This is a genomic window from Sphingomonas yabuuchiae, from assembly GCF_014199595.1.
In the GTDB taxonomy this organism is placed as follows: Bacteria; Pseudomonadota; Alphaproteobacteria; order Sphingomonadales; family Sphingomonadaceae; genus Sphingomonas; species Sphingomonas yabuuchiae.
In genome coordinates this window covers 21,402-44,523 of sequence record NZ_JACHNX010000007.1, presented here as the reverse complement: position 1 = coordinate 44,523, position 23,122 = coordinate 21,402, and the positions used below count along the sequence as shown (strand labels likewise).

At 67.2% G+C, this 23,122-nt stretch carries 25 protein-coding genes; 17 read left to right on the top strand and 8 right to left on the bottom strand.

Translation table 11 applies throughout. The annotated features are described in order from the left end of the window. Nucleotides 1-112 precede the first annotated feature (112 nt). Together ctaD and coxB are read right to left on the bottom strand one after the other, a co-directional pair. Entirely contained in the window at nt 113-1,786 is a 1,674-nt protein-coding gene (gene ctaD, locus GGQ89_RS10295; protein ID WP_184105713.1) for a cytochrome c oxidase subunit I, read from the bottom strand. A gap of 3 nt (nt 1,787-1,789) precedes the next feature. Beyond that, complete coding sequence (coxB, locus tag GGQ89_RS10290; protein ID WP_184105712.1) at nt 1,790-2,965, bottom strand: cytochrome c oxidase subunit II; 1,176 nt, start codon at nt 2,963-2,965, stop codon at nt 1,790-1,792. 251 nt (nt 2,966-3,216) lie between these two features. Between coxB and pyrE the strand changes: the two genes are divergently transcribed. From pyrE to GGQ89_RS10265, 5 genes are all read left to right on the top strand, one after another. Beyond that, on the top strand, nt 3,217-3,801 hold the full coding sequence (gene pyrE, locus GGQ89_RS10285) for an orotate phosphoribosyltransferase (RefSeq protein ID WP_056438614.1): 585 nt from the start codon (nt 3,217-3,219) through the stop codon (nt 3,799-3,801). Next, a complete protein-coding gene (locus GGQ89_RS10280; RefSeq protein ID WP_184105711.1) occupies nt 3,798-4,526 on the top strand; it encodes a pyridoxine 5'-phosphate synthase in 729 nt (242 codons plus the stop codon). The genes pyrE and GGQ89_RS10280 overlap by 4 nt, the downstream gene beginning before the upstream one ends. A gap of 133 nt (nt 4,527-4,659) precedes the next feature. After that, nucleotides 4,660-5,070, top strand: a complete 411-nt coding sequence (gene acpS, locus GGQ89_RS10275; protein WP_056438608.1) for a holo-ACP synthase — start codon at nt 4,660-4,662, stop codon at nt 5,068-5,070. Further along, a complete protein-coding gene (lepB, locus tag GGQ89_RS10270) occupies nt 5,067-6,047 on the top strand; it encodes a signal peptidase I (protein WP_184105710.1) in 981 nt (326 codons plus the stop codon). The genes acpS and lepB overlap by 4 nt, the downstream gene beginning before the upstream one ends. After that, nucleotides 6,044-7,129: an AI-2E family transporter gene (locus GGQ89_RS10265; protein ID WP_184105709.1), complete on the top strand. Its 1,086-nt coding sequence runs from the start codon at nt 6,044-6,046 to the stop codon at nt 7,127-7,129. Before lepB ends, GGQ89_RS10265 begins: the two co-directional genes overlap by 4 nt. A gap of 12 nt (nt 7,130-7,141) precedes the next feature. On the opposite strand, the gene GGQ89_RS10260 is transcribed toward GGQ89_RS10265, so the two are convergent. Continuing rightward, the gene (locus GGQ89_RS10260) at nt 7,142-8,251 is read right to left on the bottom strand and encodes a glycosyltransferase (protein ID WP_184105708.1); all 1,110 of its coding nucleotides are present in this window, start codon (nt 8,249-8,251) and stop codon (nt 7,142-7,144) included. 213 nt (nt 8,252-8,464) lie between these two features. Between GGQ89_RS10260 and GGQ89_RS10255 the strand changes: the two genes are divergently transcribed. The 4 genes from GGQ89_RS10255 to GGQ89_RS10240 all read left to right on the top strand — a co-directional run bounded on the left by GGQ89_RS10255 (nt 8,465) and on the right by GGQ89_RS10240 (nt 11,682). Further along, nucleotides 8,465-9,433 carry a hypothetical protein gene (locus tag GGQ89_RS10255; protein WP_221238917.1) on the top strand — a complete coding sequence of 323 codons (969 nt, stop codon included), beginning with the start codon at nt 8,465-8,467 and terminating at the stop codon, nt 9,431-9,433. Next, nucleotides 9,430-9,954: a DUF2141 domain-containing protein gene (locus tag GGQ89_RS10250; protein WP_056438597.1), complete on the top strand. Its 525-nt coding sequence runs from the start codon at nt 9,430-9,432 to the stop codon at nt 9,952-9,954. The genes GGQ89_RS10255 and GGQ89_RS10250 overlap by 4 nt, the downstream gene beginning before the upstream one ends. 10 nt (nt 9,955-9,964) lie before the next feature. Then, the gene (locus tag GGQ89_RS10245) at nt 9,965-11,149 is read left to right on the top strand and encodes a glycosyltransferase (RefSeq protein WP_184105706.1); all 1,185 of its coding nucleotides are present in this window, start codon (nt 9,965-9,967) and stop codon (nt 11,147-11,149) included. 68 nt (nt 11,150-11,217) lie between these two features. Next, entirely contained in the window at nt 11,218-11,682 is a 465-nt protein-coding gene (locus tag GGQ89_RS10240) for a hypothetical protein (RefSeq protein ID WP_184105705.1), read from the top strand. A gap of 1 nt (nt 11,683) precedes the next feature. On the opposite strand, the gene GGQ89_RS10235 is transcribed toward GGQ89_RS10240, so the two are convergent. The 3 genes from GGQ89_RS10235 to ubiG all read right to left on the bottom strand — a co-directional run bounded on the left by GGQ89_RS10235 (nt 11,684) and on the right by ubiG (nt 14,717). Beyond that, the gene (locus GGQ89_RS10235) at nt 11,684-12,421 is read right to left on the bottom strand and encodes a polysaccharide deacetylase family protein (RefSeq protein ID WP_184105704.1); all 738 of its coding nucleotides are present in this window, start codon (nt 12,419-12,421) and stop codon (nt 11,684-11,686) included. Continuing rightward, entirely contained in the window at nt 12,418-13,851 is a 1,434-nt protein-coding gene (locus GGQ89_RS10230; protein ID WP_184105703.1) for a hypothetical protein, read from the bottom strand. Before GGQ89_RS10230 ends, GGQ89_RS10235 begins: the two co-directional genes overlap by 4 nt. Before the next feature lie 128 nt (nt 13,852-13,979). Further along, the gene (gene ubiG / locus GGQ89_RS10225; protein WP_184105702.1) at nt 13,980-14,717 is read right to left on the bottom strand and encodes a bifunctional 2-polyprenyl-6-hydroxyphenol methylase/3-demethylubiquinol 3-O-methyltransferase UbiG; all 738 of its coding nucleotides are present in this window, start codon (nt 14,715-14,717) and stop codon (nt 13,980-13,982) included. 54 nt (nt 14,718-14,771) lie between these two features. Between ubiG and GGQ89_RS10220 the strand changes: the two genes are divergently transcribed. The 3 genes from GGQ89_RS10220 to GGQ89_RS10210 all read left to right on the top strand — a co-directional run bounded on the left by GGQ89_RS10220 (nt 14,772) and on the right by GGQ89_RS10210 (nt 18,310). Beyond that, the gene (locus GGQ89_RS10220; RefSeq protein WP_056438578.1) at nt 14,772-16,022 is read left to right on the top strand and encodes an aspartate kinase; all 1,251 of its coding nucleotides are present in this window, start codon (nt 14,772-14,774) and stop codon (nt 16,020-16,022) included. 354 nt (nt 16,023-16,376) lie between these two features. Next, on the top strand, nt 16,377-17,363 hold the full coding sequence (locus tag GGQ89_RS10215; protein ID WP_184105811.1) for a nitronate monooxygenase: 987 nt from the start codon (nt 16,377-16,379) through the stop codon (nt 17,361-17,363). 149 nt (nt 17,364-17,512) lie between these two features. Then, nucleotides 17,513-18,310, top strand: a complete 798-nt coding sequence (locus GGQ89_RS10210) for a hypothetical protein (RefSeq protein ID WP_184105701.1) — start codon at nt 17,513-17,515, stop codon at nt 18,308-18,310. 7 nt (nt 18,311-18,317) lie between these two features. Here the strand turns inward: GGQ89_RS10210 and GGQ89_RS10205 are convergent, their stop codons facing one another. After that, complete coding sequence (locus GGQ89_RS10205; protein WP_184105700.1) at nt 18,318-18,524, bottom strand: helix-turn-helix transcriptional regulator; 207 nt, start codon at nt 18,522-18,524, stop codon at nt 18,318-18,320. Then, complete coding sequence (locus tag GGQ89_RS10200) at nt 18,521-18,943, bottom strand: hypothetical protein (RefSeq protein ID WP_056438568.1); 423 nt, start codon at nt 18,941-18,943, stop codon at nt 18,521-18,523. Before GGQ89_RS10200 ends, GGQ89_RS10205 begins: the two co-directional genes overlap by 4 nt. A gap of 98 nt (nt 18,944-19,041) precedes the next feature. On the opposite strand from GGQ89_RS10200, the gene GGQ89_RS10195 reads away from it, so the two are divergent. Genes GGQ89_RS10195 through tolB form a run of 5 tightly spaced genes read left to right on the top strand, consistent with a single transcriptional unit; the run spans nt 19,042 to nt 23,116 of the window. Next, nucleotides 19,042-19,512 carry a YbgC/FadM family acyl-CoA thioesterase gene (locus GGQ89_RS10195; RefSeq protein WP_184105699.1) on the top strand — a complete coding sequence of 157 codons (471 nt, stop codon included), beginning with the start codon at nt 19,042-19,044 and terminating at the stop codon, nt 19,510-19,512. Further along, nucleotides 19,509-20,201, top strand: a complete 693-nt coding sequence (gene tolQ / locus GGQ89_RS10190; RefSeq protein ID WP_056438563.1) for a protein TolQ — start codon at nt 19,509-19,511, stop codon at nt 20,199-20,201. Before GGQ89_RS10195 ends, tolQ begins: the two co-directional genes overlap by 4 nt. A 13-nt stretch (nt 20,202-20,214) precedes the next feature. Next, nucleotides 20,215-20,673: a protein TolR gene (gene tolR, locus GGQ89_RS10185; protein ID WP_076714464.1), complete on the top strand. Its 459-nt coding sequence runs from the start codon at nt 20,215-20,217 to the stop codon at nt 20,671-20,673. Beyond that, entirely contained in the window at nt 20,673-21,695 is a 1,023-nt protein-coding gene (locus tag GGQ89_RS10180; RefSeq protein ID WP_184105698.1) for a cell envelope biogenesis protein TolA, read from the top strand. Before tolR ends, GGQ89_RS10180 begins: the two co-directional genes overlap by 1 nt. Before the next feature lie 11 nt (nt 21,696-21,706). Beyond that, nucleotides 21,707-23,116, top strand: coding sequence for a Tol-Pal system beta propeller repeat protein TolB (gene tolB / locus GGQ89_RS10175; protein ID WP_184105697.1), 1,410 nt, complete (start codon nt 21,707-21,709; stop codon nt 23,114-23,116). Nucleotides 23,117-23,122 lie beyond the last annotated feature (6 nt).

Here is a 23,122-nt window from a genome sequence, read left to right as displayed (position 1 = left end):
CGCTTCGTCGCATATCACGATGAGTCGAGCCCATTGCGTGTCATTGCGAAGCCGCAACAAAAAAGGCCCCGGAGTAACACTCCGAGGCCCTTTCCGGATGGCGTGACCGGGATCAGTCGATGCGCGGCAGCGTCTCGAACTGGTGATAGGGCGGCGGGCTGGTCAGCGTCCATTCCAGCGTCGTCGCGCCTTCGCCCCAGGGATTGTCGCCTGCGGGTTTGCCCGCGATCAGCGACCAGATCAGGTTGATGAAGAAGATCGCCATGCCTGCGGCCATGATCTCATAGCCGTGGGTCGCGACCTTGTTCCACAGCGCGAAGGCGTCCGGATAGTCCGGATAGCGGCGCGGCATGCCCTGCAGCCCCAGGAAGTGCATCGGGAAGAACAACAGGTTCACGCCCGCGAAGAAAACCCAGAAATGCAGCTGGCCGAGCAGCTCGCTATACATCTTCCCCGACATCTTGGGGAACCAGTAATAGAAGCCCGCGAACAGCGCGAACACGGCGCCCAGCGACAGGACATAGTGGAAGTGCGCCACGACATAATAGGTGTCGTGCATGTAATCGTCGATGCCGCCATTCGCCAGCACGACGCCGGTCACGCCGCCGACCGTGAACATGAAGATGAAGCCGATCGCCCAGACCATCGGCGTCTTGAACGACAGTGAACCGCCCCACATGGTCGCGATCCACGAGAAGATCTTGATGCCGGTCGGCACCGCGATGATCATCGTCGCGGCGGTGAAGTACATCTTGGTGTTCACCGACAGGCCGGTGGCGAACATGTGGTGCGCCCACACGACGAAGCCGACCACGCCGATCGCGACCATGGCATAGGCCATGCCGAGATAGCCGAAGACCGGCTTGCGGCTGAAGGTCGCGATGATCTGGCTGACGATGCCGAAGCCCGGCAGGATCATGATGTACACTTCGGGGTGGCCGAAGAACCAGAAGAGATGCTGGTACAGGATCGGGTCACCGCCCCCGGCGGGGTCGAAGAAGGTCGTGCCGAAGTTGCGATCGGTCAGCAGCATGGTGATCGCGGCGGCCAGCACCGGCAGCGAGAGCAGCAGCAGGAAGGCGGTTACCAGGACCGACCAGACGAACAGCGGCATCTTGTGCAGCGTCATGCCCGGCGCGCGCATGTTGAAGATGGTGGTGATGAAGTTGATCGCGCCCAGGATCGACGAGGCGCCCGCCAGGTGGAGCGACAGGATGGCCATGTCGACCGATGGACCCGGCTCGCCGAAGGTCGATAGCGGAGCGTAAGCCGTCCAGCCCACGCCCGCGCCCGACCCGAAGAAGGGCGAGGCGAGCAGCAGGGTGAAGGCCGGGATCAGCAGCCAGAAGGACACGTTGTTCATGCGCGGGAAGGCCATGTCCGGCGCGCCGATCATGATCGGCACGAACCAGTTGCCGAACCCGCCGATCATCGCGGGCATGACCATGAAGAACACCATGATCAGGCCATGCGCGGTGATCAGCACGTTCCACAGGTGCAACGACTGGTCGAGGCTCTGCGCGCCGCCGTGGAGCATCCCCGCCCAGATACCCAGATACTGGATGCCCGGCTCGCGCAGCTCGGCGCGCATCAGGCCGGAGATGCCGCCGCCGATGATCCCCGCCACGATCGCGAAGATCAGATAGAGCGTGCCGATATCCTTGTGGTTGGTCGACAGGAACCAGCGCGCGAAGAATCCGGGCTTGTGGTCGGCGTCATGGTGCGCGTGGTGATGATCCTCATGACCGACGAATGCCGATCCGGGGTGAAGTGCGGTGTCGGTCATGGCTTATTGTCCAGCGTTGCCGGGGCCGGCCGGATTCCCGGTGGCGCCCTGCGCGGAAGAAGGGGATTGGGCGGGGGCGGCCATGTTGTCCGCCGGACCGGTGACCGCCTCGGCCGCATTGGCCTGGGTGGCTTCGACCTTCGAACCCTCGGCACCCGGCTGCGGGATGACCGCCGCCGACGGCGCGACCGAACCCGGCATCTTGCCGCCCTTGGCCGCGACCCAGGCGGCGAACTGCGCCGGGGGCACCGCCTGCACCGCGATCGGCATAAAGGCATGGCGTGCGCCGCACAGTTCCGAGCACTGGCCGAAATACAGGCCCGGCTTCTCGATGGTGAAGCTCGTCTCGTTCAACCGGCCGGGCACCGCGTCCAGCTTCATCCAGAAGGCCGGGATCGCCCAGCTGTGGATGACGTCGTTCGACGTGGTGATCAGGCGGATCGGCACGCCGACGGGCAGGACGATGCGGTTGTCGACCGCCAGCAGGCGGGGGCCGTCGGCATCGGTGCGCGCACGCTCGCCCGGCGCGACCTGATCCTTTTCCTTCAGCATGTTGGCGGTGATCTCGATCCCGCCATGATCCGGATACTGATAGGTCCAGTACCATTGGTTGCCGATCGCCTTCAGCGTGACGGCCCCGGCGGGCGCGGGCTTGAATTGCGCCTGGAGCAGGCCGATCGAAGGGATGGCGATCAGGACGAGGACCACGACCGGCCCCAGCGTCCACAGAACCTCGACCAGCGTATTGTGGCTGGTCTTGGACGGCACCGGGTTGGCGGCGCGGCGATAGCGGAACACCACCCAGGCGAGCAGCAGCAGGACGAGCACGCAGATCGCGGTGATGACCGGCACCAGCACGTCGTTGTGCATCCAGTGCGCGAACTCGCCGTTCTTCGTCACCTGCGGCTGGAGGCCGAAGCGGCCGTCGATCGGCAGGCCGACATTGGGATCGATCGTCGTGGCGGGCGCGCCGTCCTGCGCCAGCAACGGGCTGGTCGGCGCGGCGGTGGCGGGGGCCGCAGCGCTGGTCGGCGCGGTGTTGGAGACGCCCGCCCCCTCGGCGGCGGCCTGCGGCGCGGGGGCGGCGGTCTGGGGCGCAGGGGGCGCGGCCGGGGTCGCGGAGGCGACACCCGACAGCGCGGCGCATCCCATCCCGGCGGCGATCGCGAGCGCCTTCATGCGTTTGGGCATCCTCATCCTCCGGGGTCCGGACATGCGCTTGACCTCGCTCATCCCGCTCTCGTCTCCCATCTCCCTCACCCGTCCATCGGTCGTCCGACGGTCCTGGGGCGGGGCCTCATGTCGTTCTTGTTAGAGTGACTATAGCACGGGACTTCGCCCCCTCAACCCTTGAGCGCATATGCCAGATTGCGCGGGGGGCGGGGCGATCCTATGAGGCCGGGTCATCTGACCGATGCCGGAGTTGCCCCATGACCGATGAAGACGTCCTTGCCGAGTTCCGTGCCGCCGAGGCGCTGCTCGAAGGGCATTTCATCCTCTCCTCCGGCCTGCGCAGCCCGCGCTATCTGCAATGCGCGCGCGTCCTGATGGACCCGGCCCGCGCCGCCCGGCTGTGCGAGGCGGTGGCCGCGAAGATCCCGGCCGACATCAAGGCGCAGATCAGCGCCGTCGTCGCCCCCGCCATGGGGGGCGTCATCGTCGGCCATGAAATGGCGCGTGCGCTGGGTGTGCCGGGCATGTTCCTGGAGCGGCCCGAGGGAACCTTCCACCTGCGCCGCGGCTTCCGCCTGGAGCCAGGGCAGAAGGTGCTGATGATGGAAGACGTGGTCACGACCGGCCTGTCCAGCCGCGAGGCGATCGCCGCCATCGCGCGCGAAGGGGGCGAGACGATTGCCGCCGCCTCGCTGGTCGACCGCTCGAACGGGGCCGCCGATCTGGGCGTGCCCTTCTTCCCGCTCATCCGCCTCGACGTGCCGAGCTACAGCCCCGACGATCTGCCGCCCGAACTGGCCGCGATCCCCGCGATCAAGCCGGGGAGCCGCGCGGCGGCATGACCGAGCATCTGCGCCTGGGCGTCAATATCGACCATGTCGCGACCGTGCGGAATGCGCGCGGCGCGGGCTATCCCGATCCGGTCAAGGCGGCGCTGATCGCGGCGCAGGCGGGCGCGGACGGCATTACCGCACATTTGCGCGAGGACCGGCGGCACATCACCGACGACGACATCGCGCGGCTGTCTGCGGAACTGACCGTGCCGCTGAACCTGGAGATGGCGGCGACCGAGGAAATGCTCGCCATCGCGCTGAAGCACCGCCCACACGCCGCCTGCATCGTGCCGGAAAAGCGCGAGGAGCGGACGACCGAAGGCGGCCTCGACGCCGCCGGGCAGCGCGAATGGCTGGCGCCCATGGTGGCGAAGCTGGGCGAGGCGGGTATCCGGGTTTCCTTGTTCATCGAACCCGATCCGCGCCAGATCGAGGCCGCGCTGCATCTGGGCGTGCCGGTGGTCGAGCTGCACACCGGCCGTTATGCCGAGCTGGACGGCGAGGCGCGCAGCGTGGAGCTGCGCCGCCTGTCGGACGCGGCGGCGCTGGCGGCGAAGAACGGAATCGAGGTTCATGCCGGGCATGGCCTCACGTACGACAATGTCGCCCCCATCGCGGCGATCCCGCAGGTGCGCGAGCTGAACATCGGCCATTTCCTGATCGCCGACGCGGTGTTCGTCGGCTTGCCCGAAGTGGTGCGCAAGATGCGCGCCGCGATGGACCTGGCCCGGTGAATCCTCCCCGGCACGGGGAGGGGGACCAGCCGCAGGCTGGTGGAGGGGGAGCGCCCCAAAGGACTCATATGGTGGTGAGCCCCGTCCACCACCGCTTCGCGGCGGTCCCCCTCCCCGTGCCGGGGAGAATTGCATGATCATCGGTCTCGGCTCCGACCTCTGTAACATCGAGCGTATCCAGGCCGCGCTCGACCGGCATGGCGGGCGTTTCGAGGCGCGCTGTTTCACCGACATCGAGCAGGCCAAGGCGGCCAAACGCCCCTTCACCCGCGCGGGCACCTACGCCAAGCGCTTCGCCGCCAAGGAGGCCTTTTCCAAGGCGGTCGGCACGGGTTTCTCGCAGGGTGTGTTCATGCGCGACATCGGCGTCGTCAATCTGCCCGGCGGTGCGCCGACCCTCTCTTTGACCGGCGGCGCGCGCGAACGGCTTGACGCGATGACGCCGGAGGGCCACGTCGCCCATATCCACTTGACCATGACCGACGATCACCCCTGGGCGCAGGCCTTTGTCGTGATCGAGGCACGACCGGAAGTTTCCGCATGAAGGACGCGGTGTTGGACACGAACCCAGGCTCACCCGCCGACCCGACGGTGAGCGCGCCGCCGCCACCTGCGCAGACGCCGCCCGCCAAGAAGAAGGGCACCGACTGGTGGGCCGAGGTCAAGGGGCTGTTCTGGCTGCTGCTGATCGTGCTGGGCTTCCACAGCTTCATCGCCAAGCCCTTCTACATCCCCTCCGAATCGATGCTGCCGGGCCTGCGCGTCGGCGACCGGCTGGTCGTCAGCAAGTTCGCCTATGGCTGGTCCTATATCTCGCCGACCATTCCCAACCCGGTCGCGATCTTCAAGTCGGTGGTGCTGCGCCAGCCCGAGGCGAGCTGGAGCTACCAGCTGCCCTTCATCCATGGCCGGGTCTTCGGCTCGCTGCCCAAGCGCGGCGACGTCGTGATCGTTACCCCGCCGGGCACGCACAACGACTATATCAAGCGGGTGATCGGTCTGCCCGGCGATACGCTGGCGGTGCGCGACGGCACGGTGATCCTGAACGGCAAGCCGGTGCAGCGCGGGCCGATCCATTATATCGACATCCCCATCGACACGAACAGCCCGTGCACCGACTATGGCGATCAGGCGCGCGTCCGCACCGCGAGCGGCCAATGGGTCTGCCACCTGCCGATCGTGACCGAGACGCTGCCCAATGGCCGCCGTTACGACACGGTCGAAATGGGGTGGAGCCCGGGCGACAATTATCCGGCCATCACCATCCCGGCCGATCATGTCTTCCTGATGGGCGACAATCGCGACCGTTCGGCCGACAGCCGCTTCTCGCTGGCCGAGCTGGGGCTGGGCGGGGCGGTGCCCTATGAAAATATCGGCGGTCGGGCCGAGTTCGTGACCTTCAGCCTGGACGGCGACACGACGCTGAACCCCGTCACTTGGTGGACCTCGCTGCGGTCGGGCCGGGCGGGCCTGTCGCTGCACCCAACCACCGTCAAGACCGGCGACGGCGCCACGCCATGAGCGATCAGGCCCCGCTGACCGACCGCCCGGCGCCGATCGAGTTCCGGGAAGGCTTTGTCCGGCGGGAGCTGACCCGCGCGGCGATCTGGCTGGGGCTGATCGCCGCGATGGCGGTGACGGTGCTGCTGGTCCAGCCGCTGCTGGTGATCTTTGCCGGGCTGGTCTTTGCCACGCTGCTTGACGGTGGCGTGCGACTGCTCGGCCGGGTGTTGCCGATCGGGCGCGGCTGGCGGTTGCTGATCGTCGTGCTGGCGGTGATCGTCTTCCTGCTCGGCACCTTCTACCTGACCGGCGTCGAGATGACGCAGCAGGTGACCCAGCTTCGCTCCACGCTGGAGACGCAGGCGGGCAAGGTCACCGGCTGGCTGTCGTCGCAGGGGCTGATGCCCGGCACGTCGGATATCAACGGCCTGCTGAAACAGTCGATGGGGTCGATCGGCAAGCTGACCTCCTGGGTCGGCACCGCCGTGGGCGCGGTGACGACGATGTTCATGATCCTGATCATCGGCTTGTTCCTGGCGATGGATCCCGAAGGCTATGCGCGCGGCCTGCAATGGTTCGTGCCGCGTGCCGCCCGCGCCGAATTCGCGATCACGCAAGGGCGCGTGATGTTCACGCTGCGCCGCCTGCTCGCCGGGCGTCTGCTGGGCATGGCGGTGGAGGGGGTGCTTACCGGCATCGCGCTGATGATCGGCGGCGTGCCGATGGCGCTGCTGCTGGGCATCATCGCGGGCATCCTGGCCTTCATCCCCAATATCGGGGCCATCATCACCGGCGCACTGATGATCGCGGTCGGCTTTTCGGCCGGTAGCGATGCGGGCTTCTGGGCGATCGGCACCTATCTGATCGTGCAGACCTTCGACGGTTATGTCGTGGTGCCGATGGTCGCCAAGCGCACCGTCGACCTGCCGCCCGCGCTGACCCTGTCGACCCAGATCATGGCGAGTGCCTTGTTCGGCATCCTCGGGTTGGCGCTGGCCGATCCGATGACCGCCATGGCCAAGTCCGCACTCCAGCGCCGTTCGGAGCGTGAGGCGGAACAGGACAAGGACACGGCCCGCGCCGAGGCTGATATTCAGTAAGCTCCGGCCGCTCTACCCGGCTAGCACAGGTTCCAGCGGCCCCGTTTCGCCCAGCCTGCGGCGGGCCCGGGCGGCGACGATCGAATCGAACAGCGCCAGATAACGCTCGGCCGAATCCTGCCCGGGTTGCGGGACGGGTTTGGGACGCGGTGCCACGGGATCGAGCCAGTGGCGCAGCGCCGCGACCAAGGCGCCCAGATCCTCGCGCGGGACGATGGTGCCCAGCGAGCGATCGGACACGATCTCATGCACCGCCGGGCTCGAATTGGTGCTGACCACGGGCGTGCCGACCGCCAGCGCCTCGCGCAGCACGCCGGGCACGCCTTCATAGTCGGAGGGCAGGGCGACGACCTGCGCCGCCGCCATCGCGGCAGGTGCGTTCGCGCTATGGCCGGGCAGCGAAACCCGATGCGACAGGCCCAGTATCTCGATCTGCGCGGTCAGGGCCGGACGCAGGCTGCCCTCGCCCAATATGGTCAGGCCGATATCGTCGGGCAGATGGGTCATCGCGGTGATCAGCCGGTCCCAGCGCTTCTGCGGCTCGCGCCGCCCGACGCCCAGGATGCGGCGGCCCGGCGTCGTGGCGCGGGGCGCGGCGGCCGGATCGAGGAGCGTCGGCGGATTGGGAATGACCGCGACCGACAGCCCGGTGGCGCCCTGCGCCTCGCGCGCGGTCGCCGGGGTCATCGCGACCAGCGCGTCCAGGAACAGCCGGTGCCCCGCCAGCCATTGCCGCTGGCCCCAGGCGATCAGCGCCGCCTGATCGCCGCGATCGACCGCATTGGACATCTTGGCGACGATCGGCGGGCAGGACCCGGCCAGCCGTGCCCGTGTCCAAGCGGCCATGGCGGTATAGTGATTGCCCGGACAGAAGACGATATCGGGCCGCACCCGCTCGATCGCTAAAGGCAATGCGCGGCACAGCCCGGCATAGCGTTGGTGGCCCAGCGTCACCGTCTCGACACCCCTCGGCACGCCGCCCTGGAACTGGCCGTCCTCGTCGCCCAGGATCAGCGTGACGCGCCGTCCCCGGTTCAGCCAGCCCGGCAGCATCCGCCCCAGCGCCGCTTCGACGCCGCCGCGCATGGCCAGGGCATAGGTCAGGATATGATCGGCGGGCATAGGCTCCGTGGGAGATGGGGCGGGTCTATAATGGGAGCGCTAATCGCCGCTTGTCGCTGAATTATGTCAATTTCAGCCCTAAGGTCGACACAATCGCACGACAGAGGATGAATTCTTATTCAGGTGCGAGAAAGCAGTGTTGAGGTTAGCGGGCGCCACCGGCGAACGCCGCCGAGGAATCTCCATAACGTGCAGAATGAACGAGATGATCCCATGACCCCGCAACAGGCCCTGCCTGGCGGCTCGGTACCCGGAGCGGCGCAGGGCGTCGGCGGTGCGAGCGGCCCGGTGGCGCGCGACATGGCCGCGCTGGAGCCGTTGAAGACGGTCAAGAGCCGCTGGCCCGCCATTATCGGCGGCGTGCTGACGCTCGCCATGATCGTCGGGCTGGGACAGGAACTGCTCGGGCGTGGTCTGGTCGGCCTCAGCCATTCGGTGCCGACCAACCCGCTCTTCTACATCGTCTTTGTCGGCCTCTACATGGCGCTGCCGATCGGCGATTATATCATCTTCCGGCGGCTGTGGGGCATCCCGATCAGCGGCATGGCCGCGCTGATCCGCAAGCGGATCGCGAACGAAGTGGCGTTCAGCTATTCGGGCGAGGCCTATTTCTACGCCTGGGCGCGCGCGAATGCGAAGATGGTCGCCGCCCCCTTCGGCGCGGTCAAGGATGTCGGCATTCTGTCCGCCATCGCGGGCAATGCGATCACCCTCCTCATGATCGGCCTGGCCCTGCCGGTCGGGCGCGAGCTGCTGACGCCGGAACAGCTGCGGCTGGTCTGGGGATCGATCGCGATCGTCATGGCGACCTCGCTGCCCTTCCTGATCTTTTCGCGGCGGGTCTTCTCGCTCGATCGCAAGACGCTCTGGTGGGTCTTCATGGTCCACTGCACCCGCCTGATCGCCAATTCGCTGCTGGTCGCACTGGCGTGGCATTACGGCATGCCGAGCGTGTCGCTGGGCATGTGGTTGTTCCTGTCGGCGGCGCGGCTGCTCGTCTCGCGCCTGCCGCTGGTGCCCAACAAGGACCTTCTTTTCGCCAATTTCGCGATCCTGTTGATCGGGCAGGATCAGGAACTGAGCGAACTGATCGCCTTCACCGCGGCGCTGACCCTGCTGGTCCATGTCGTGTTGATCGCGGGGTTCGGTGTGGCGGCACTGGTTCGGAAGGTACGCGCATGATTCGCGTGATGAAGATGATGATGGCGGCGACGATCGGCCTGGCGATGATGCCGCAGGCGGCGGGCGCGCAGGTGCTGGGCAGCGATGCGGCGGCCTGCACGAGTGGCGGCGGTCCCGCCATCCTGGCCCGGATCGAGGGGTTGAAGGACCGCAAGGGCAATCTGAAGCTGGAACTCTATCCCGCGAACGAGGAGGATTTCCTCCAGGATGACAGCGTGCTGGTCAGCGCGGGCAAGACCTTCCGCCGCGTCCAGGTGCCGACCCCGGCAGGCGGCGCGATCGCGCTATGCATCCGTGTGCCGCGTCCCGGCCGCTATGCCCTGCTGTTCACCCATGACCGCGACGGCAAGAACAAGTTCAATTTCTGGAGCGACGGCGCAGGCTTCCCGGCCAATACGAAGCTTGGCCGCCGCAAGCCGCCGCTTGCCTCCGCGCTGATCGACGTGCCCAACGGGGTGGCGACGACGACCATCCGTGCCCAATATCTGCGTGGGCTGGGCGGTTTCGGTCCGGTGGAGTAAGGAACAGACGATGCGCATCGTCGACGTCAACGAATTCTACTCCCCCACCGGCGGGGGCGTGCGGACCTATATCGATCGCAAGATGTCGATCCTGGCCGAGATGGGCCATGAGCTGATCGTGCTCGCGCCGGGCACCGAGGACCGGGTCGAGGAACGCCCCGGCGGCGGCAAGATCATCTATGTGAAGGCGCCGCGCCTGATCCTGGACACCAATTACGGGATGTTCTGGGATTCCGCGCCGGTCTGCCAGCTGCTCGACGAGCTGGACCCCGACATCGTGGAGGTCTCCTCGCCCGCCAAGCCCGCCTGGTTCGTCGCCAGCTGGCAGGGGCGCGCGAAGAAGGTCTTCTTCATGCACAACGACAATGTCGGCACCTATCCGGTCCGCTGGCTGGACGGCCTGGTCGCGCAGGAGCGGGTGGAGGACTGGTTCAGCTGGTACAGCCGCTACATGAACCGTTTCCTCGACCATTACGACCTGGTGCTGTCCAACGGCCCGGCGCTGGTGAAGCGCCTGGGCAAGCGCGGCGTGCGGGTGGACGAGGGCATTCCGCTGGGCATCGAGCGGCATTTCTTCTCGCCCGACCACCGCGACGAACGGCTGCGCGCCGCGCTGCTGGCGCAGTGTGCTCTCCCTGAGGACGCGCATCTGTTGCTGGGGTTGGGGCGGCATCATCCCGAAAAACGCTGGCCGATGGTCATCGACGCGGTCGAGCGTGTGGCTTCGACCCGGCCGGTCGGCCTGATCCTGATCGGCGGCGGCGTCGCCAGCCGGACGCTGGAGAAGCGGATCGCGGGCAGCCCCCATATCCGCCTGTTCCGCCCGGTCTATGACCGCCCGCGCCTGGCCCGGATCATGGCGAGCTGCGACGCGCTGGTCCATGGCTGCGAGACCGAGACGTTCGGGCTGGTGGCGTCCGAAGCGCTGGCCTCCGGTCTGCCGCTGGTCGTGCCCGATTATGGCGGCTGTGCCGAGGTGGCGAATCCGCTGTTCGCCGAGACCTTCCGCGCGCGCGACGGGGCGGCCTGTGCCGAGGCGATCGAGCGGCTGTTGGCGCGCGACCAGCGCGTGCTGCGCAACGCCGCGCGCGTGGCGGCGGGCAAGGTGTTCAGCGACCGCGATCATGCCGAGGCGCTGATCGCGCGCTATCAGCAATTGCTCGACCAGGGTGAGCAGTTGCAGGCCGTCGCCTAAGCCGGAACGGACCTTTCGCACCGCCCGTGAGTCTGTCATCATGACAAAAATGTCATGGGAGACGGTCGATGAGTCGTGGCTTCGCAGTCGTGATGGGCATCATGCTGGCGTCTTTGGGCGCCGCGCAGGCGGCCGACCGTCCCCCGATCGAAAGCTGGGGCAAATCCGGCGTCACCTTCGACCAGTATCGCGCCGACTCGGTCGAATGCGCCAAGATCGGCTATTTCCGTGACGTATCGCAGGATGAACCGGCAAAGCGGTTCATCCGAGGGTTCGAGACGGCGGATCGCCTGATGAATTTCCCCAGCCCCGCCGATGGCGGCGACGACTGGATGCTGTCCGTTCGTCGCACGCAGCCGGATCGGCAAAAGCGCCTGCTCCACGGCATTCAGGTCGGCGACGTCGAACGGTGCCTGGGCAGCAAAGGCTATCAGAAATTCAGCCTGACCGCAGGTGAGGCGAAGATGCTTGCCGCCTATCCGCGCGGGTCGGAGGCGCGGCATCGCTACCTCCATACGCTGGCGGCGCGCTGATTCAGGCGGCGAGCAGGTCTGCGTAGCGCGACGGCCGATGGGTACGGGCGAGGCGCGCATAGGTCTTGTCGATGCTGTCGAGCAGCGCGGGCACGCCATTGTCGCCCGGATGCACCGCGACGCGCGCCACCGGGGTCGGGCGCAGGCCGTGACGCAGCACGGCGGCGGCGGCGAGCGAACTTAATTGCCGCCCGCGCGAACGGCTGGCCCAGGTGACGACGGGGCCACGCGCGACGATCTTGCCGTCGGTCGGTGTCCAGACGCGGAAATGATCCTCCGCCAGCCCGAAACCCGCATCCCCCAGCGCCAAGCGTGCCTCGTCCGAATAGAGCCAGGCGGGGGCGATGAAGCCGGTCGCGCGGCGGCCGATGATATCCTCGATCAGCGCGGTGCCGCGTTGCATCCGGCGCAGCGCCTCGGCGCGGTCGAGGCCGACGAACTCACCTTCGCCCGCGGTCATGTGCTTGGCCTTCAGCGCGGTCTTCTGGTCGGTGTGGACCATGTCGTCCTTGTGCGACCAGCCATGGACGAACATCTCGATTCCCATGTCCGCCCAGTTGCGCAGCCGCGTGGCAAAGGGGGTGCCGGGTGCGATCGGCGCGCTGTTCCAATGATCGGGAATGACCAGCATGGCGAGGCGCGGGCCGCCGAGATGCCCCGACAGACGGTCGTACAGCGCATCGACCGCCCCCTCGAACCGGGGGGACACGTCATGGATCGAGGCGAGAAGGCGTTTCATCGCGTGGATTTATAGACGCTGATCGTCTCATTGCCCATCGGCAGTTTCGCTGCCAGCCGATAGCCATCGGCCATCGCCGCCAGGACGCGGGCATGCGCCTCGGGCCGTTCGCCATTATAGGGCGGGCGCATCACGACGACGGCGGGATGTTGCGAGAGGATGCGGGTGATCTCCACATCCTGGTCGACGCCGGTGGCCCCGGCCTCGCGCGCGCGGCTGAGATGCGCGGGCACGATCCAGCGCGACAGGGCGCAGCGCCGGGTCGCGACATAGAGCATGGTGCTGCCCGAATAGACGTAGAGGCAACCCGGCCCCTTGCCGACCGCCTGGGACAGGGCGGCGAACTCGGTCGCGTCGCCGCGTTCGTGGCGCAAGGACAGCAGCACGATCTGCCCCGCCAGCGCGACGGTCAGCAGCAGGGCAGGGGTATAGCGCTGCCGCCAAGCTTCCCGCCCCAGCATCGCCGCCGCCGCCGTACAGGCGGGGAGCAGGATCGGCAGGCCGTAATGGTCGAACCAAGGCCGGAATATCAGCACCCCGATGATCGCCGCGCTCAGCCAGACGGCCAGGAAATTCCGCTCCCGATCGCGCTCTGCTCGCTTCAATCCGAGCACAGCCAGCGTGACGATGGGCGACAGGATCAACACCATCTGCCCCAGATTGCCCGCCAGTTCTGCCAGCGGATCGGGGTTGCGGTGAAAGATCGACAGAAAATTGGCGTAGAGGAACGCGTCCCACTGCCCGATCGCGGCATAGACGCCCGCCGCCATCGCGGTGGGCAACAGCGACACGACTACCAGCGCGAGGCCATAAAGGATCAGGGCAACAGGCGACCGGCTCCGCCGCCACTCTGCAACGAGCAGCCACAGGCCGAAGACCATCCCCTCGACCACTGCCGAATATTTGATCTGGAGGACAAGGCCGGCCAGCGCCATTGCGGCAAGACCCAGGCTGCGCAGCTTTCGCCGATCCGATTCGAGGATCGCCCAGGCCGCCCCCATCATCAGCAGATTGTAGAAGACCGGCGCCTGGCCCCCTTGTCCGCCGAGCAGGTCCAGCCACAGAATATAGGCGATCCCCGCCGCCGTCGCGCCTGCGCCCCAGCCGAGCCGCTCGGCCATGCGCGCGATCAGCCAGGCGGTCGCGACGACGCTGGCCAGTGCCATGGCCTGATAGGCCCAGATGCCCGCCGGAAAGCCGAATGCGGCGGGTATGGCATAGAGCAGGAACAGCCCGACCGGCTTGCGGTCCCACACATCGACGAACGGCCATGCGCCCTGCCACATCGAATGGCCGGTGAAGAAGTAGAACTCCTCGTCCACATGCACCACCGGATTGCCGAAGGTCAGCGCTCGGGCGAGGACCGCCACGGCGAGCAGGATCAGGAGGCGGTGGTTGGCCGAAATCGTGGGGCGGTCAAAAGATGGCATGGGGGTATCCCGAGCAAGCCCCTCCCCTTCAGGGGAGGGGTTGGGGTGGGGCGTCGCCACTGGCCGTGCGTTTGCGGAAGCGCCCCACCCCCGACCCTTCCCCTGAAGGCGAAGGGAGAATGGCGGCGTCAGCGGGTCGCGGTCACGAAATAGTCGAGGGCGGTCGAGTCGCTGACCATGAACCCCTTGGTCGGCGAATAGCTCAGACCCCGCACATCGCGGACCGTCAGTCCTGCGTCGGTCAACAGCGCGGTCAGCTCGTCGGGCGTCAGGAACTTCGACCAGTCATGCGTGCCCTTGGGGATCGCACCCGTCCCTTCGGCCAGCGTGATCAGCGCCAGCTTCGACAACGGCGTGCGGTTCGGCGTCGACAGGATCATCAGCCCGCCCGGCGCCAGCGCATCGGCCAGCCCGCGCACGAATCGCGCCGGATCGGCGACATGCTCGATCACCTCCAGCGAGGTGACGAGGTCGAACGTCTCGCCCGCCAATCCCTCGACACTGCCCGCACGATAATGGATGTCCAGTCCCGATTGCGCGGCATGGGCGGCGGCGACCGCGACATTTTCGGCGGCGGCGTCGAGCCCCGTCACCTCGGCCCCGAGTCGCGCCAGCGGCTCGCACAACAATCCCGCGCCGCACCCGACATCCAGCGCCCGCTTGCCCGAAAGCGGCGTGAAGCCCTGTCCGTCCGCATCCCAATGCAGATCGATCTGCTCGCGAATGTAACGCAGCCGGGGCGGGTTGAGTCGGTGCAGCATCGCGCTAGACCCCTTGGGGTCCCACCAATCCGCCGCCATCTTTCCGAAATGTGCGGCTTCGGCCCCAATAATGGTAGAATCGTTCAAATGGCTTGCGTTCGTCATGGGGGCTACCTATCAGGACCGCCGTTTTACCCCAAGGAGATTGGCAAAAACCGCATGGCCCGTATCGTGATGAAGTTCGGCGGCACCTCGATGGCCGGAATCGAGCGCATCCGCAACGTGGCGGCGCGGGTCAAATGCGAGGTGGAGGCGGGCCATGAGGTCGCGGTCGTCGTCTCTGCAATGGCGGGGGAGACCGACCGGCTGGTTGGTTTCTGCCGCGAGGCCTCGTCGCTTTACGATCCCCAGGAATATGACGTCGTCGTCTCGGCGGGCGAACAGATCACCAGCGGCCTGCTGGCGATCACGCTCCAGGCGATGGGCGTCCCCGCCCGCTCGTGGCTGGGCTGGCAGCTGCCGATCCATACCGACACCGCGTTCGCAAAAGCGCGAATCGGCGAGATCGACACGACCGCGCTCGACCAGAGCCTGGCCAGCGGTGTGGTCGCGGTGATCCCCGGCTTCCAGGGCGTGGCCGAGGGCAACCGGGTCACGACGCTGGGCCGTGGCGGATCGGACACCAGCGCGGTCGCCGTTGCGGCGGCGATGAAGGCGGAGCGGTGCGACATCTATACCGATGTCGACGGCGTCTACACGACCGACCCCCGCATCGTGCCGCGCGCGCGCAAGCTGTCGAAGGTCACCTATGAGGAGATGCTGGAACTCGCCAGCGTCGGTGCCAAGGTGCTCCAGACCCGCTCGGTGGGTCTGGCGATGAAGGAACAGGTGCGCGTGCGGGTGCTCAGCTCGTTCGACGACGCACGGGACGAAGACGGACATCGCGGCACGTTGATCGTGGGCGAAGAGGAAATCGACGATATGGAACGCCAGCTCATCACCGGCATCGCGCATGACAAGAACGAAGCCAAGATCACCCTGACCGCCGTGCCGGATCGCCCCGGCGCGGTCGGCGCGATCTTCGCGCCGCTGGCCGATGCGGGGATCAATGTGGACATGATCGTCCAGAATATCGCGCATTCGACCGGTTCGACCGACGTGACCTTCACGGTTCCTTCGGCCGATCTGGCGCGCAGCCTGGACGTGCTGGAAAAGGCGAGCGGCGAGATCGGGTACGGCAACCTCGTCCACGATACGCGGGTCGCCAAGATCTCGGTCGTCGGCGTCGGCATGCGCAGCCATGCGGGCGTGGCCTCGACCATGTTCCAGACGCTGGGCGCGCGCGGGATCAACATCCTCGCGATCACCACGTCGGAGATCAAGGTCAGCGTGCTGATCGAAGAGGACTATACCGAACTGGCGGTGCGCGTGCTGCACACCGCTTACGGCCTGGACGCCGAGGCGGCCTAAAGGCTTCCCCCTCCCCGGGTCCGGCTTGGGGAGGGGGCTTTCGTTCACGCGAAGCCGCGAAGACACGAAGCGTCTGCAAGAAGATTGGTTCGCGCGGAGACGCGGAGACGCGGAGACGCGGAGGTGGTGAATCTAGCCGCGTCGCCGTTCCTTTTTCAACCATCGTCGATCAAGTGATGGCGCTGCCGCGCGCAGGTCATCTCCGCGCCTCCGCGTCTCCGCGCGAACCAACTTCTTCGCGGCATCGCGGCTTTGCGTGAACCAAATCTTGCCGTCCGCCCCGCTCCACGGCATGGAGCGTCGATGACCGACACCCTCACCACCACCACCGGCGAACAGCGTCTCGCCACCCGCATGGCGCGCGGCGCGGAATTTCTGGGCGCCGATATGGCGATCATGGCGGGGGCCATGTCCTGGGTCTCGGAGCGCAACCTGGTTTCCGCCATGTCGAATGCGGGCGGCTTCGGTGTGATCGCGTGCGGCGCGATGACCCCCGAGCTGCTCGATACCGAGATCGCCGCGACCAAGGCGATGACTAGCCGCCCCTTCGGCGTGAACCTGATCACCATGCACCCGCAGCTGTTCGACCTGATCGCGGTGTGCGGCCGTCACCAGGTCGGCCATGTCGTGCTGGCCGGCGGCCTGCCGCCCAAGGGCGCGCTAGAGGCGATCAAGGAGACGGGGGCCAAGGTCATCTGCTTCGCGCCCGCGCTCAGCCTCGCCAAGAAGCTGATCCGCTCGGGCGTGGATGCGCTGGTGATCGAGGGCATGGAGGCGGGCGGCCATATCGGCCCGGTGTCGACCAGCGTGCTGGCGCAGGAAATGCTGCCCGAGATCGCGACCCAAGTCCCCGTCTTCGTGGCGGGCGGTATCGGCCGGGGCGAGGCGATCGCGGGTTATCTCGACATGGGCGCGGCGGGCGTTCAGCTCGGCACGCGTTTCGTCTGTGCGACCGAATCGATCGCGCACCCTAATTTCAAGAAGGCGTTCATCCGCGCCTCGGCCCGCGATGCGGTGGCCAGCGTGCAGATCGACCCGCGCCTGCCGGTCATCCCGGTCCGCGCGCTGAAGAATGCGGGCGGCGAGCTGTTCACCGCCAAGCAGCGCGAAGTCGCCCAGGCGCTGGACGAGGGCAAGGTCGCGATGATGGAGGCGCAGCTCCAGATCGAACATTACTGGGCGGGCGCGCTGCGTCGCGCGGTGATCGACGGCGATATCGAGCATGGCTCGGTGATGGCAGGCCAGTCGGTCGGCATGGTGACGAAGGAAGAGCCGATCGCCGACATCCTCGCCCAGCTGATGACCGAAGCCGCCGCCGCACTGGTCGCGCGCGCGGCGTAAACCTGTTCCTCCCCTTGCAGGGGAGGAATAGCACGACTTCCAACCCCCTGACATACGCCTCGTTTCATCGCACAGGTTACGACGTGTTAACCTTGTTTCGGCATGACGTCGCCCATAACCGGGGGCGGGGTTTTCCGAGGATCAGGGTCATGGCGAGTTTGCGTATTGTATCGGGTGTGGCGATCGGCCTGTCGCTGGCGGGATGCGCCGCGCGCGAAACCGCCAAGGTCGCGCCGCCGCCGGTCATGGTCCCGGCCCCGCCGCAATATGTCCGCGCAGCCCTGCCCGCCGGTGCCACGCCGGGGATGCGGATCCCGGCCCTGCTGCCCGACGGCAATTACGCCACGCCCAATCGCTCGCTGACCAGCGCCGCCACCGTCTGGCACCTGCGCTCGGGACTGAACGTCGCCGCGCTGGCCTGTCGCGGGCCGGATGAGGGGCAGATCGTCACCCGCTACAACACCATGCTGACCGTCCAGCGGATCGAGCTGGCGGCCGCGGAAAAGCGCTATTCGGCGGAGTATCAGGCGCAGGGCGGCGACTGGCGCGACAGCTATGACGACGCGATGACCCGGCTGTACAATTTCTTCTCGATCACGCCGGTCCGCAAGACCTTCTGCGCCGCCGCCGACGAAGTGCTGGCCGATATCAGCGCCGCCCCGACCACCGCTTTCGACATGAAGGCGGCCGAGCGGCTGGAAAAGCTCAACGCACCCTTCATCGCCTTCTTCCGCGCCTATGACGCCTGGCGCGCGGGCACGATGGTGCCGGTGCAGCAGGGCGTCGCCCCGCTGACCATCGCGAGCAGCGCGGCCCCCGCCGTCGCCCCGGCCACCGCGCCCACCGGCCCCGTGCTGTCGAGCCAGCCGGTGCCCGCCGCCAGGCCCTATACCCCGCCGGTCATCAACCCGCCGTCGTTGAAGGTCGATCCCGCCGCGATCCAGTAAGCCCGGATCAGTCCGCGATCCAGAACAGCGATTCGACCGGTCGGCCCAAAGCCCGCGCCAGCTTGAGTGCGAGCAGGGTCGAGGGCTGGAAGACGCCATTCTCCACCGTGTTGATCGTCTTGCGGCTGACCCCGATCGCCTCGGCGAGTGCGCCTTGGGTCAGCCCGACGGCTTCGCGCGCGGCCTTCAAGTCGTTGCAAAGCGTCTCGTTCATCGGCTGGCGCGCAGTTCCAATGTGGCAAAGGCGATGAGCGCAGCGGTAAGCCCGGCGGTGATCGTGATTCGGCCCAGGGCCGCAGCACCCAATGGTTGGAAGGTCGCCACCACCATGGTCGTCGCCGCCGACAGGATCATTGCCCAAAAGCCGGCGGCAAAACTTGATCGCCGGTGATCCTTGGTCGTCTCGTCATTCATGAGACGGGATACCGGTCCACACCGGCTCCAGCGAAACGGGAGGCTACTGAGGTTCAAGGCGGCCAGCCCGATTATGAGCAGCCAGAGCAGAAGCCGGGTCGTGGATTCACCGGGTCCCGCCAACGCCAGGATCGTCATCAGCGGCAATATCGTCGCCAGCGCGTAGAATAGCGCCGCCCGCAACCGACTGCGTTGTTCCGCCTTTTCCACCAGATTCATCACAACCTCCTGTAACCTATAGGTGTCATGTAACCTGTAGGTAACAGGCGCGCAAGTGCCTTCCTTCGCTCGGACGGATGGGTTAACGGGCAGTCACCATGACGGTGACGGGAGAAGACCAGCCGAAGGGCGGCCGCTTCGAGGGGCATGAGCATCGCTTTGCGGTGCGTGTCTATTTCGAGGATACCGATCTGTCGGGCGTGGTCTATCACGCCAATTACCTGCGCTATATGGAGCGCGCCCGCTCCGACATGTTGCGGACAGCCGGGATCGACCAGCGCGGCGCGCATGAGGCGGGGCAGGGCGCCTATGCCGTCACCGATATCGCCCTCCGCTATGCCGCCTCCGCGCGGCTCGACGACGACCTAGTCGTCACATCCCGACTGATCGAGGTCAGTGCGGTGCGCGTCGTCATTCATCAGACAGTCAGGTGCGGGGCGGTCAAGCTGACCGACGCGCGCGTGACCGTTGCGTGGGTCGGCCCGAACGGTCGCCCGCGTCGGCAGCCCGCCGACTGGATCGCCATCTACCAACGCCTTGTCTGGCAAGGGGACACCCAACACCCATGAATCCCGTCTTCAACATGGATGCCGCCAGTTTGTCGCCCGTCGCGCTGTTCATCCACGCCGACTGGGTGGTGAAGTTCGTGATGATCGGCCTGCTGCTCGCCAGCATCTGGACCTGGGCGATCATCGTCGCCTTCTCGCGCAAGCTGGCGCGCACGAAGAAGGGCATGACCCGGTTCGAGCGCGATTTCTGGAAGGCCGAGGATATCGATGCCTTTCACCGGATGGAGCAGGACAATGAACTGCCCTCCGCTCGGGTGTTTTCAGCGGGCGTGCAGGAATGGCGGCGCTCGACCGCCGGCGGGCATATCGACCGCGACGGCACGCGCGAGCGCCTGGCGACCGCGATGGGATCGGCCGTGGCGGGCGAGATCGACAAGCTGTCGGACCGGCTGAACGTGCTGGCGACGGTCGGCTCGGTCGCGCCGTTCGTGGGGCTGTTCGGCACCGTCTGGGGCATCATGCGTAGCTTCACCGGCATCGCACAGGCGCAGAACACCTCGCTGGCGGTCGTGGCGCCGGGCATTTCGGAGGCGCTGTTCGCCACCGCGATCGGCCTGTTCGCCGCCATCCCGGCGGTGATCGCGTACAACCGCTTCAGCCACGGCGTGAACCGGGTGGAGGCGTCGCTGAACCGCTTCGCCGACGGCTTCCACACTACGCTCAGCCGCCAGCTCGACCAGGCGCGTTGAAAGGGTAGCGGCGATGGCCATGAACCTTCCCTCCCGCTCCGGTCGGGGCCGCCGCGCGCCGATGGCGGACATCAACGTGACGCCGCTGGTCGACGTGATGCTGGTGCTGCTGATCATCTTCATGGTGACCGCGCCGCTGTTGACCAGCGGCGTGCCGGTGAACCTGCCCGACAGCCGCGCCAAGGCGCTGGACCAGGAACAAAAGCCCGAACAGATTGCGATCGACGAACAGGGGCGCATGTTCCTGAACGATGACGAGATCACCGAAGGCGATCTGCCCGCCAGGCTGGACGCCATCGCGGCACGCAAGGGGCCGGACGGACAGGTGCCGCAGGTCTATCTGCGCGCCGACCGCGCGCTGGATTATGGCCGGGTGATGCGGGTGATGGGCGAGCTGAACCGCGCCGGGCTGAACCGCGTGTCGCTGGTCACCGTGGAGGGCGGACCGTCCCAGGGAGCGGGCGCTCGCTGATGGAGCGTGGGGAACGGACCGGACTGGCGATTGCGGTCGCAGGACATATCGTCCTGTTCGGCCTGTTGTCGGTCGGCTTTCTGTCGACGCCGAACCCGGAAAAGCTGAAGGTCACGCCGATCGACATCTCGCTGGTCAAGGACGTCGCGCTGGAAGCCGCGTCGCCCAACCCCAACGAGCAGGCCGCCCAGTCGATCGCGCCCGAGGAAGGACTGCCCGAGGACGCCGCGCCGCCCGAGCCAGTGGAGGCCGAACCCGAGCCCCAGCCCGCACCGCCGCCCCCGGCGCCGCAGCCGAAACCTCAGCCGCAACCCAAACCCCAGCCCAAACCCGAACCGGCCAAGCCCCAGCCGCGCCCGGAACCCAAGCCGCAGCCGAAGCCCCAGCCCAAACCGGCGGAAAAGCCCCAGCCGCAGCCCAAGCCCCAGCCGAAACCAAAGCCCGCGCCCGCCAAGCCCGCCCCGGCCAAGCCGGTACGCGAGGCCAAGCCCGCGCCCGCCGCTCCGGCCAAGCCCAGCCCGGCGGCCAGGCCCTCCACCGCCAAGCCCTCCACCCCGGCGCGGGGCAGCGGCCAGAGCCAGACGGCGACCACGGCCAAGCCGCGCGGATCGCGTCTGGGCGACAATTTCCTGAAGGGCCTGTCGCCCGATCCGTCGCCCTCCAAGTCCGAGGCGGCGCCCGCCGCGAAGATGGGCGCGCAGCAGCTGGCCAATATCGCCTCGGCGATCCAGCGGCAGGTCCAACCCTGCGCCAATAGACAGGTGACGCCGGGACCGGGCGCCGAGAAGATCCGCGTCGCGATCAACCTGCACATCAACCGCGACGGCAGCCTGGCCTCCGAACCGCGCGTCGTCGGTCATACCGGCGTCGACGGCGAGAATGACCGCTATGTCGACCGCGTCGACGCGCTGGCGATCGCGACGTTCAAGGGCTGCTCGCCGCTGCGGGGGCTTCCGCAGGAACTGTACGACATTCCCAATGGCTGGCGGAACATCACGCTGCGCTACAAACTTCCGGGTTGAGGATGATGCTTATGCCCCGTTCCCTGCTGACTCTTCCGCTCACCTTGGCGCTGGCGGCCAGCGCTGTGGGGGCACAGGATGTGCCCGCGCCCGCAACCCAGGATCAGGCCGCTCCCGCCGCCGGGCAGCAGCCCGCCGCCCAGCCTGCCAACGGTCAGGAAGGGCTGGTCGTCGATGTCGAGGGCGGTATTTCCGCGCCGATGCCGATCGCTGTTCCGGCGATGCCGACCAGCGCGGTGGTGCAGACTCCGGCGGGCACCACCGACGTGGTGGGGCAGAAGCTGTCCGAGATCATCGTCAACGACCTGCGCAATTCGGGGCTGTTCACGCCGATCCCGCCCGCGCAACTGCGCACCGTGTCTTTCCCGGAAGTGACGGCGCCCGCCTTCGACTATTGGAACGGCACCGGCGCGCAGGCGCTGGTCCAGGGCTATGTCCGCGCCAATGGCGACGGGACGCTGACGGTCGGCTGCTATCTCTATGACGTGCTGGCCAAGAGCGAGCTGGCCCGGCAGGGCTTTGTCGTGTCGCCGGGCGACTGGCGGCGTGCGGCGCACAAATGCGCCGACACCATCTATACCAAGCTGACCGGCGAAGGCCCCTATTTCGACAGCCGCATCACCTATGTCTCGGAAACCGGGCCCAAGGCGCGTCGCATCAAGCGGCTGGCGGTCATGGACCAGGACGGCGCGAACCATCGTTTCCTGACCAACGGCCAGTCGATCGTGCTGACCCCGCGCTTCGCGCCGAACCAGCAGTCGATCGTCTATATGTCCTATATCGACAAGCGGCCCGCCATCTATGTCTATGACATCGGCACCGGGCGGCAGCGCCTGGTGGTGCAGAATGCCGCGACGACCTTCGCACCGCGCTTCTCGCCCGATGGCCGCTGGATCCTGTTTTCGATGGCGCAGGGCGGCAATACCGATATCTACCGCGTGTCGTCGCAAGGCGGCTCGCCGCAGCGGCTGACGAATGCGCCGGGGATCGATACCGGCGGCAGCTATTCCCCCGATGGTTCGAAGATCGTGTTCGAGAGCGATCGGTCCGGCGGGCAGCAAATCTACGTCATGAACGCCGATGGTTCGAACCAGCAGCGGATCAGCTTCGGCGGCGGGCGCTATGCGACGCCGGTCTGGAGCCCGCGCGGCGACCTGATCGCCTTCACCAAGCTGGGCGGGGCGTTCCGGATCGGCATCATGAACCCGTCGGGCGGCGGCGAAAAGCTGCTGACCAACAGCTGGCAGGACGAGGGGCCGAGCTGGTCGCCCAATGGTCGCGTCATCACCTTCCAGCGCTCGACGCAGGGGTCGTCGGGCAAAGCGGATGTATGGATGGTCGACCTGACCGGCGTGAACGAGCGTCGTATTCCGACGCCGCTCGACGGGTCGGACCCCGCCTGGGGGCCGCTGCGCCAGTAAATTGTT

Excerpts from the sequence above, each read along its gene's own strand:
- ctaD (WP_184105713.1), bottom strand. The coding sequence starts at position 1,786 with ATGACCGACACCGCACTTCACCCCGGATCGGCATTCGTCGGTCATGAG.
- coxB (WP_184105712.1), bottom strand. The coding sequence starts at position 2,965 with ATGAAGGCGCTCGCGATCGCCGCCGGGATGGGATGCGCCGCGCTGTCG.
- pyrE (WP_056438614.1), top strand. The coding sequence starts at position 3,217 with ATGACCGATGAAGACGTCCTTGCCGAGTTCCGTGCCGCCGAGGCGCTG.
- GGQ89_RS10280 (WP_184105711.1), top strand. The coding sequence starts at position 3,798 with ATGACCGAGCATCTGCGCCTGGGCGTCAATATCGACCATGTCGCGACC.
- acpS (WP_056438608.1), top strand. The coding sequence starts at position 4,660 with ATGATCATCGGTCTCGGCTCCGACCTCTGTAACATCGAGCGTATCCAG.
- lepB (WP_184105710.1), top strand. The coding sequence starts at position 5,067 with ATGAAGGACGCGGTGTTGGACACGAACCCAGGCTCACCCGCCGACCCG.
- GGQ89_RS10265 (WP_184105709.1), top strand. The coding sequence starts at position 6,044 with ATGAGCGATCAGGCCCCGCTGACCGACCGCCCGGCGCCGATCGAGTTC.
- GGQ89_RS10260 (WP_184105708.1), bottom strand. The coding sequence starts at position 8,251 with ATGCCCGCCGATCATATCCTGACCTATGCCCTGGCCATGCGCGGCGGC.
- GGQ89_RS10255 (WP_221238917.1), top strand. The coding sequence starts at position 8,465 with ATGACCCCGCAACAGGCCCTGCCTGGCGGCTCGGTACCCGGAGCGGCG.
- GGQ89_RS10250 (WP_056438597.1), top strand. The coding sequence starts at position 9,430 with ATGATTCGCGTGATGAAGATGATGATGGCGGCGACGATCGGCCTGGCG.
- GGQ89_RS10245 (WP_184105706.1), top strand. The coding sequence starts at position 9,965 with ATGCGCATCGTCGACGTCAACGAATTCTACTCCCCCACCGGCGGGGGC.
- GGQ89_RS10240 (WP_184105705.1), top strand. The coding sequence starts at position 11,218 with ATGAGTCGTGGCTTCGCAGTCGTGATGGGCATCATGCTGGCGTCTTTG.
- GGQ89_RS10235 (WP_184105704.1), bottom strand. The coding sequence starts at position 12,421 with ATGAAACGCCTTCTCGCCTCGATCCATGACGTGTCCCCCCGGTTCGAG.
- GGQ89_RS10230 (WP_184105703.1), bottom strand. The coding sequence starts at position 13,851 with ATGCCATCTTTTGACCGCCCCACGATTTCGGCCAACCACCGCCTCCTG.
- ubiG (WP_184105702.1), bottom strand. The coding sequence starts at position 14,717 with ATGACGAACGCAAGCCATTTGAACGATTCTACCATTATTGGGGCCGAA.
- GGQ89_RS10220 (WP_056438578.1), top strand. The coding sequence starts at position 14,772 with ATGGCCCGTATCGTGATGAAGTTCGGCGGCACCTCGATGGCCGGAATC.
- GGQ89_RS10215 (WP_184105811.1), top strand. The coding sequence starts at position 16,377 with ATGGCGCGCGGCGCGGAATTTCTGGGCGCCGATATGGCGATCATGGCG.
- GGQ89_RS10210 (WP_184105701.1), top strand. The coding sequence starts at position 17,513 with ATGGCGAGTTTGCGTATTGTATCGGGTGTGGCGATCGGCCTGTCGCTG.
- GGQ89_RS10205 (WP_184105700.1), bottom strand. The coding sequence starts at position 18,524 with ATGAACGAGACGCTTTGCAACGACTTGAAGGCCGCGCGCGAAGCCGTC.
- GGQ89_RS10200 (WP_056438568.1), bottom strand. The coding sequence starts at position 18,943 with ATGAATCTGGTGGAAAAGGCGGAACAACGCAGTCGGTTGCGGGCGGCG.
- GGQ89_RS10195 (WP_184105699.1), top strand. The coding sequence starts at position 19,042 with ATGACGGTGACGGGAGAAGACCAGCCGAAGGGCGGCCGCTTCGAGGGG.
- tolQ (WP_056438563.1), top strand. The coding sequence starts at position 19,509 with ATGAATCCCGTCTTCAACATGGATGCCGCCAGTTTGTCGCCCGTCGCG.
- tolR (WP_076714464.1), top strand. The coding sequence starts at position 20,215 with ATGGCCATGAACCTTCCCTCCCGCTCCGGTCGGGGCCGCCGCGCGCCG.
- GGQ89_RS10180 (WP_184105698.1), top strand. The coding sequence starts at position 20,673 with ATGGAGCGTGGGGAACGGACCGGACTGGCGATTGCGGTCGCAGGACAT.
- tolB (WP_184105697.1), top strand. The coding sequence starts at position 21,707 with ATGCCCCGTTCCCTGCTGACTCTTCCGCTCACCTTGGCGCTGGCGGCC.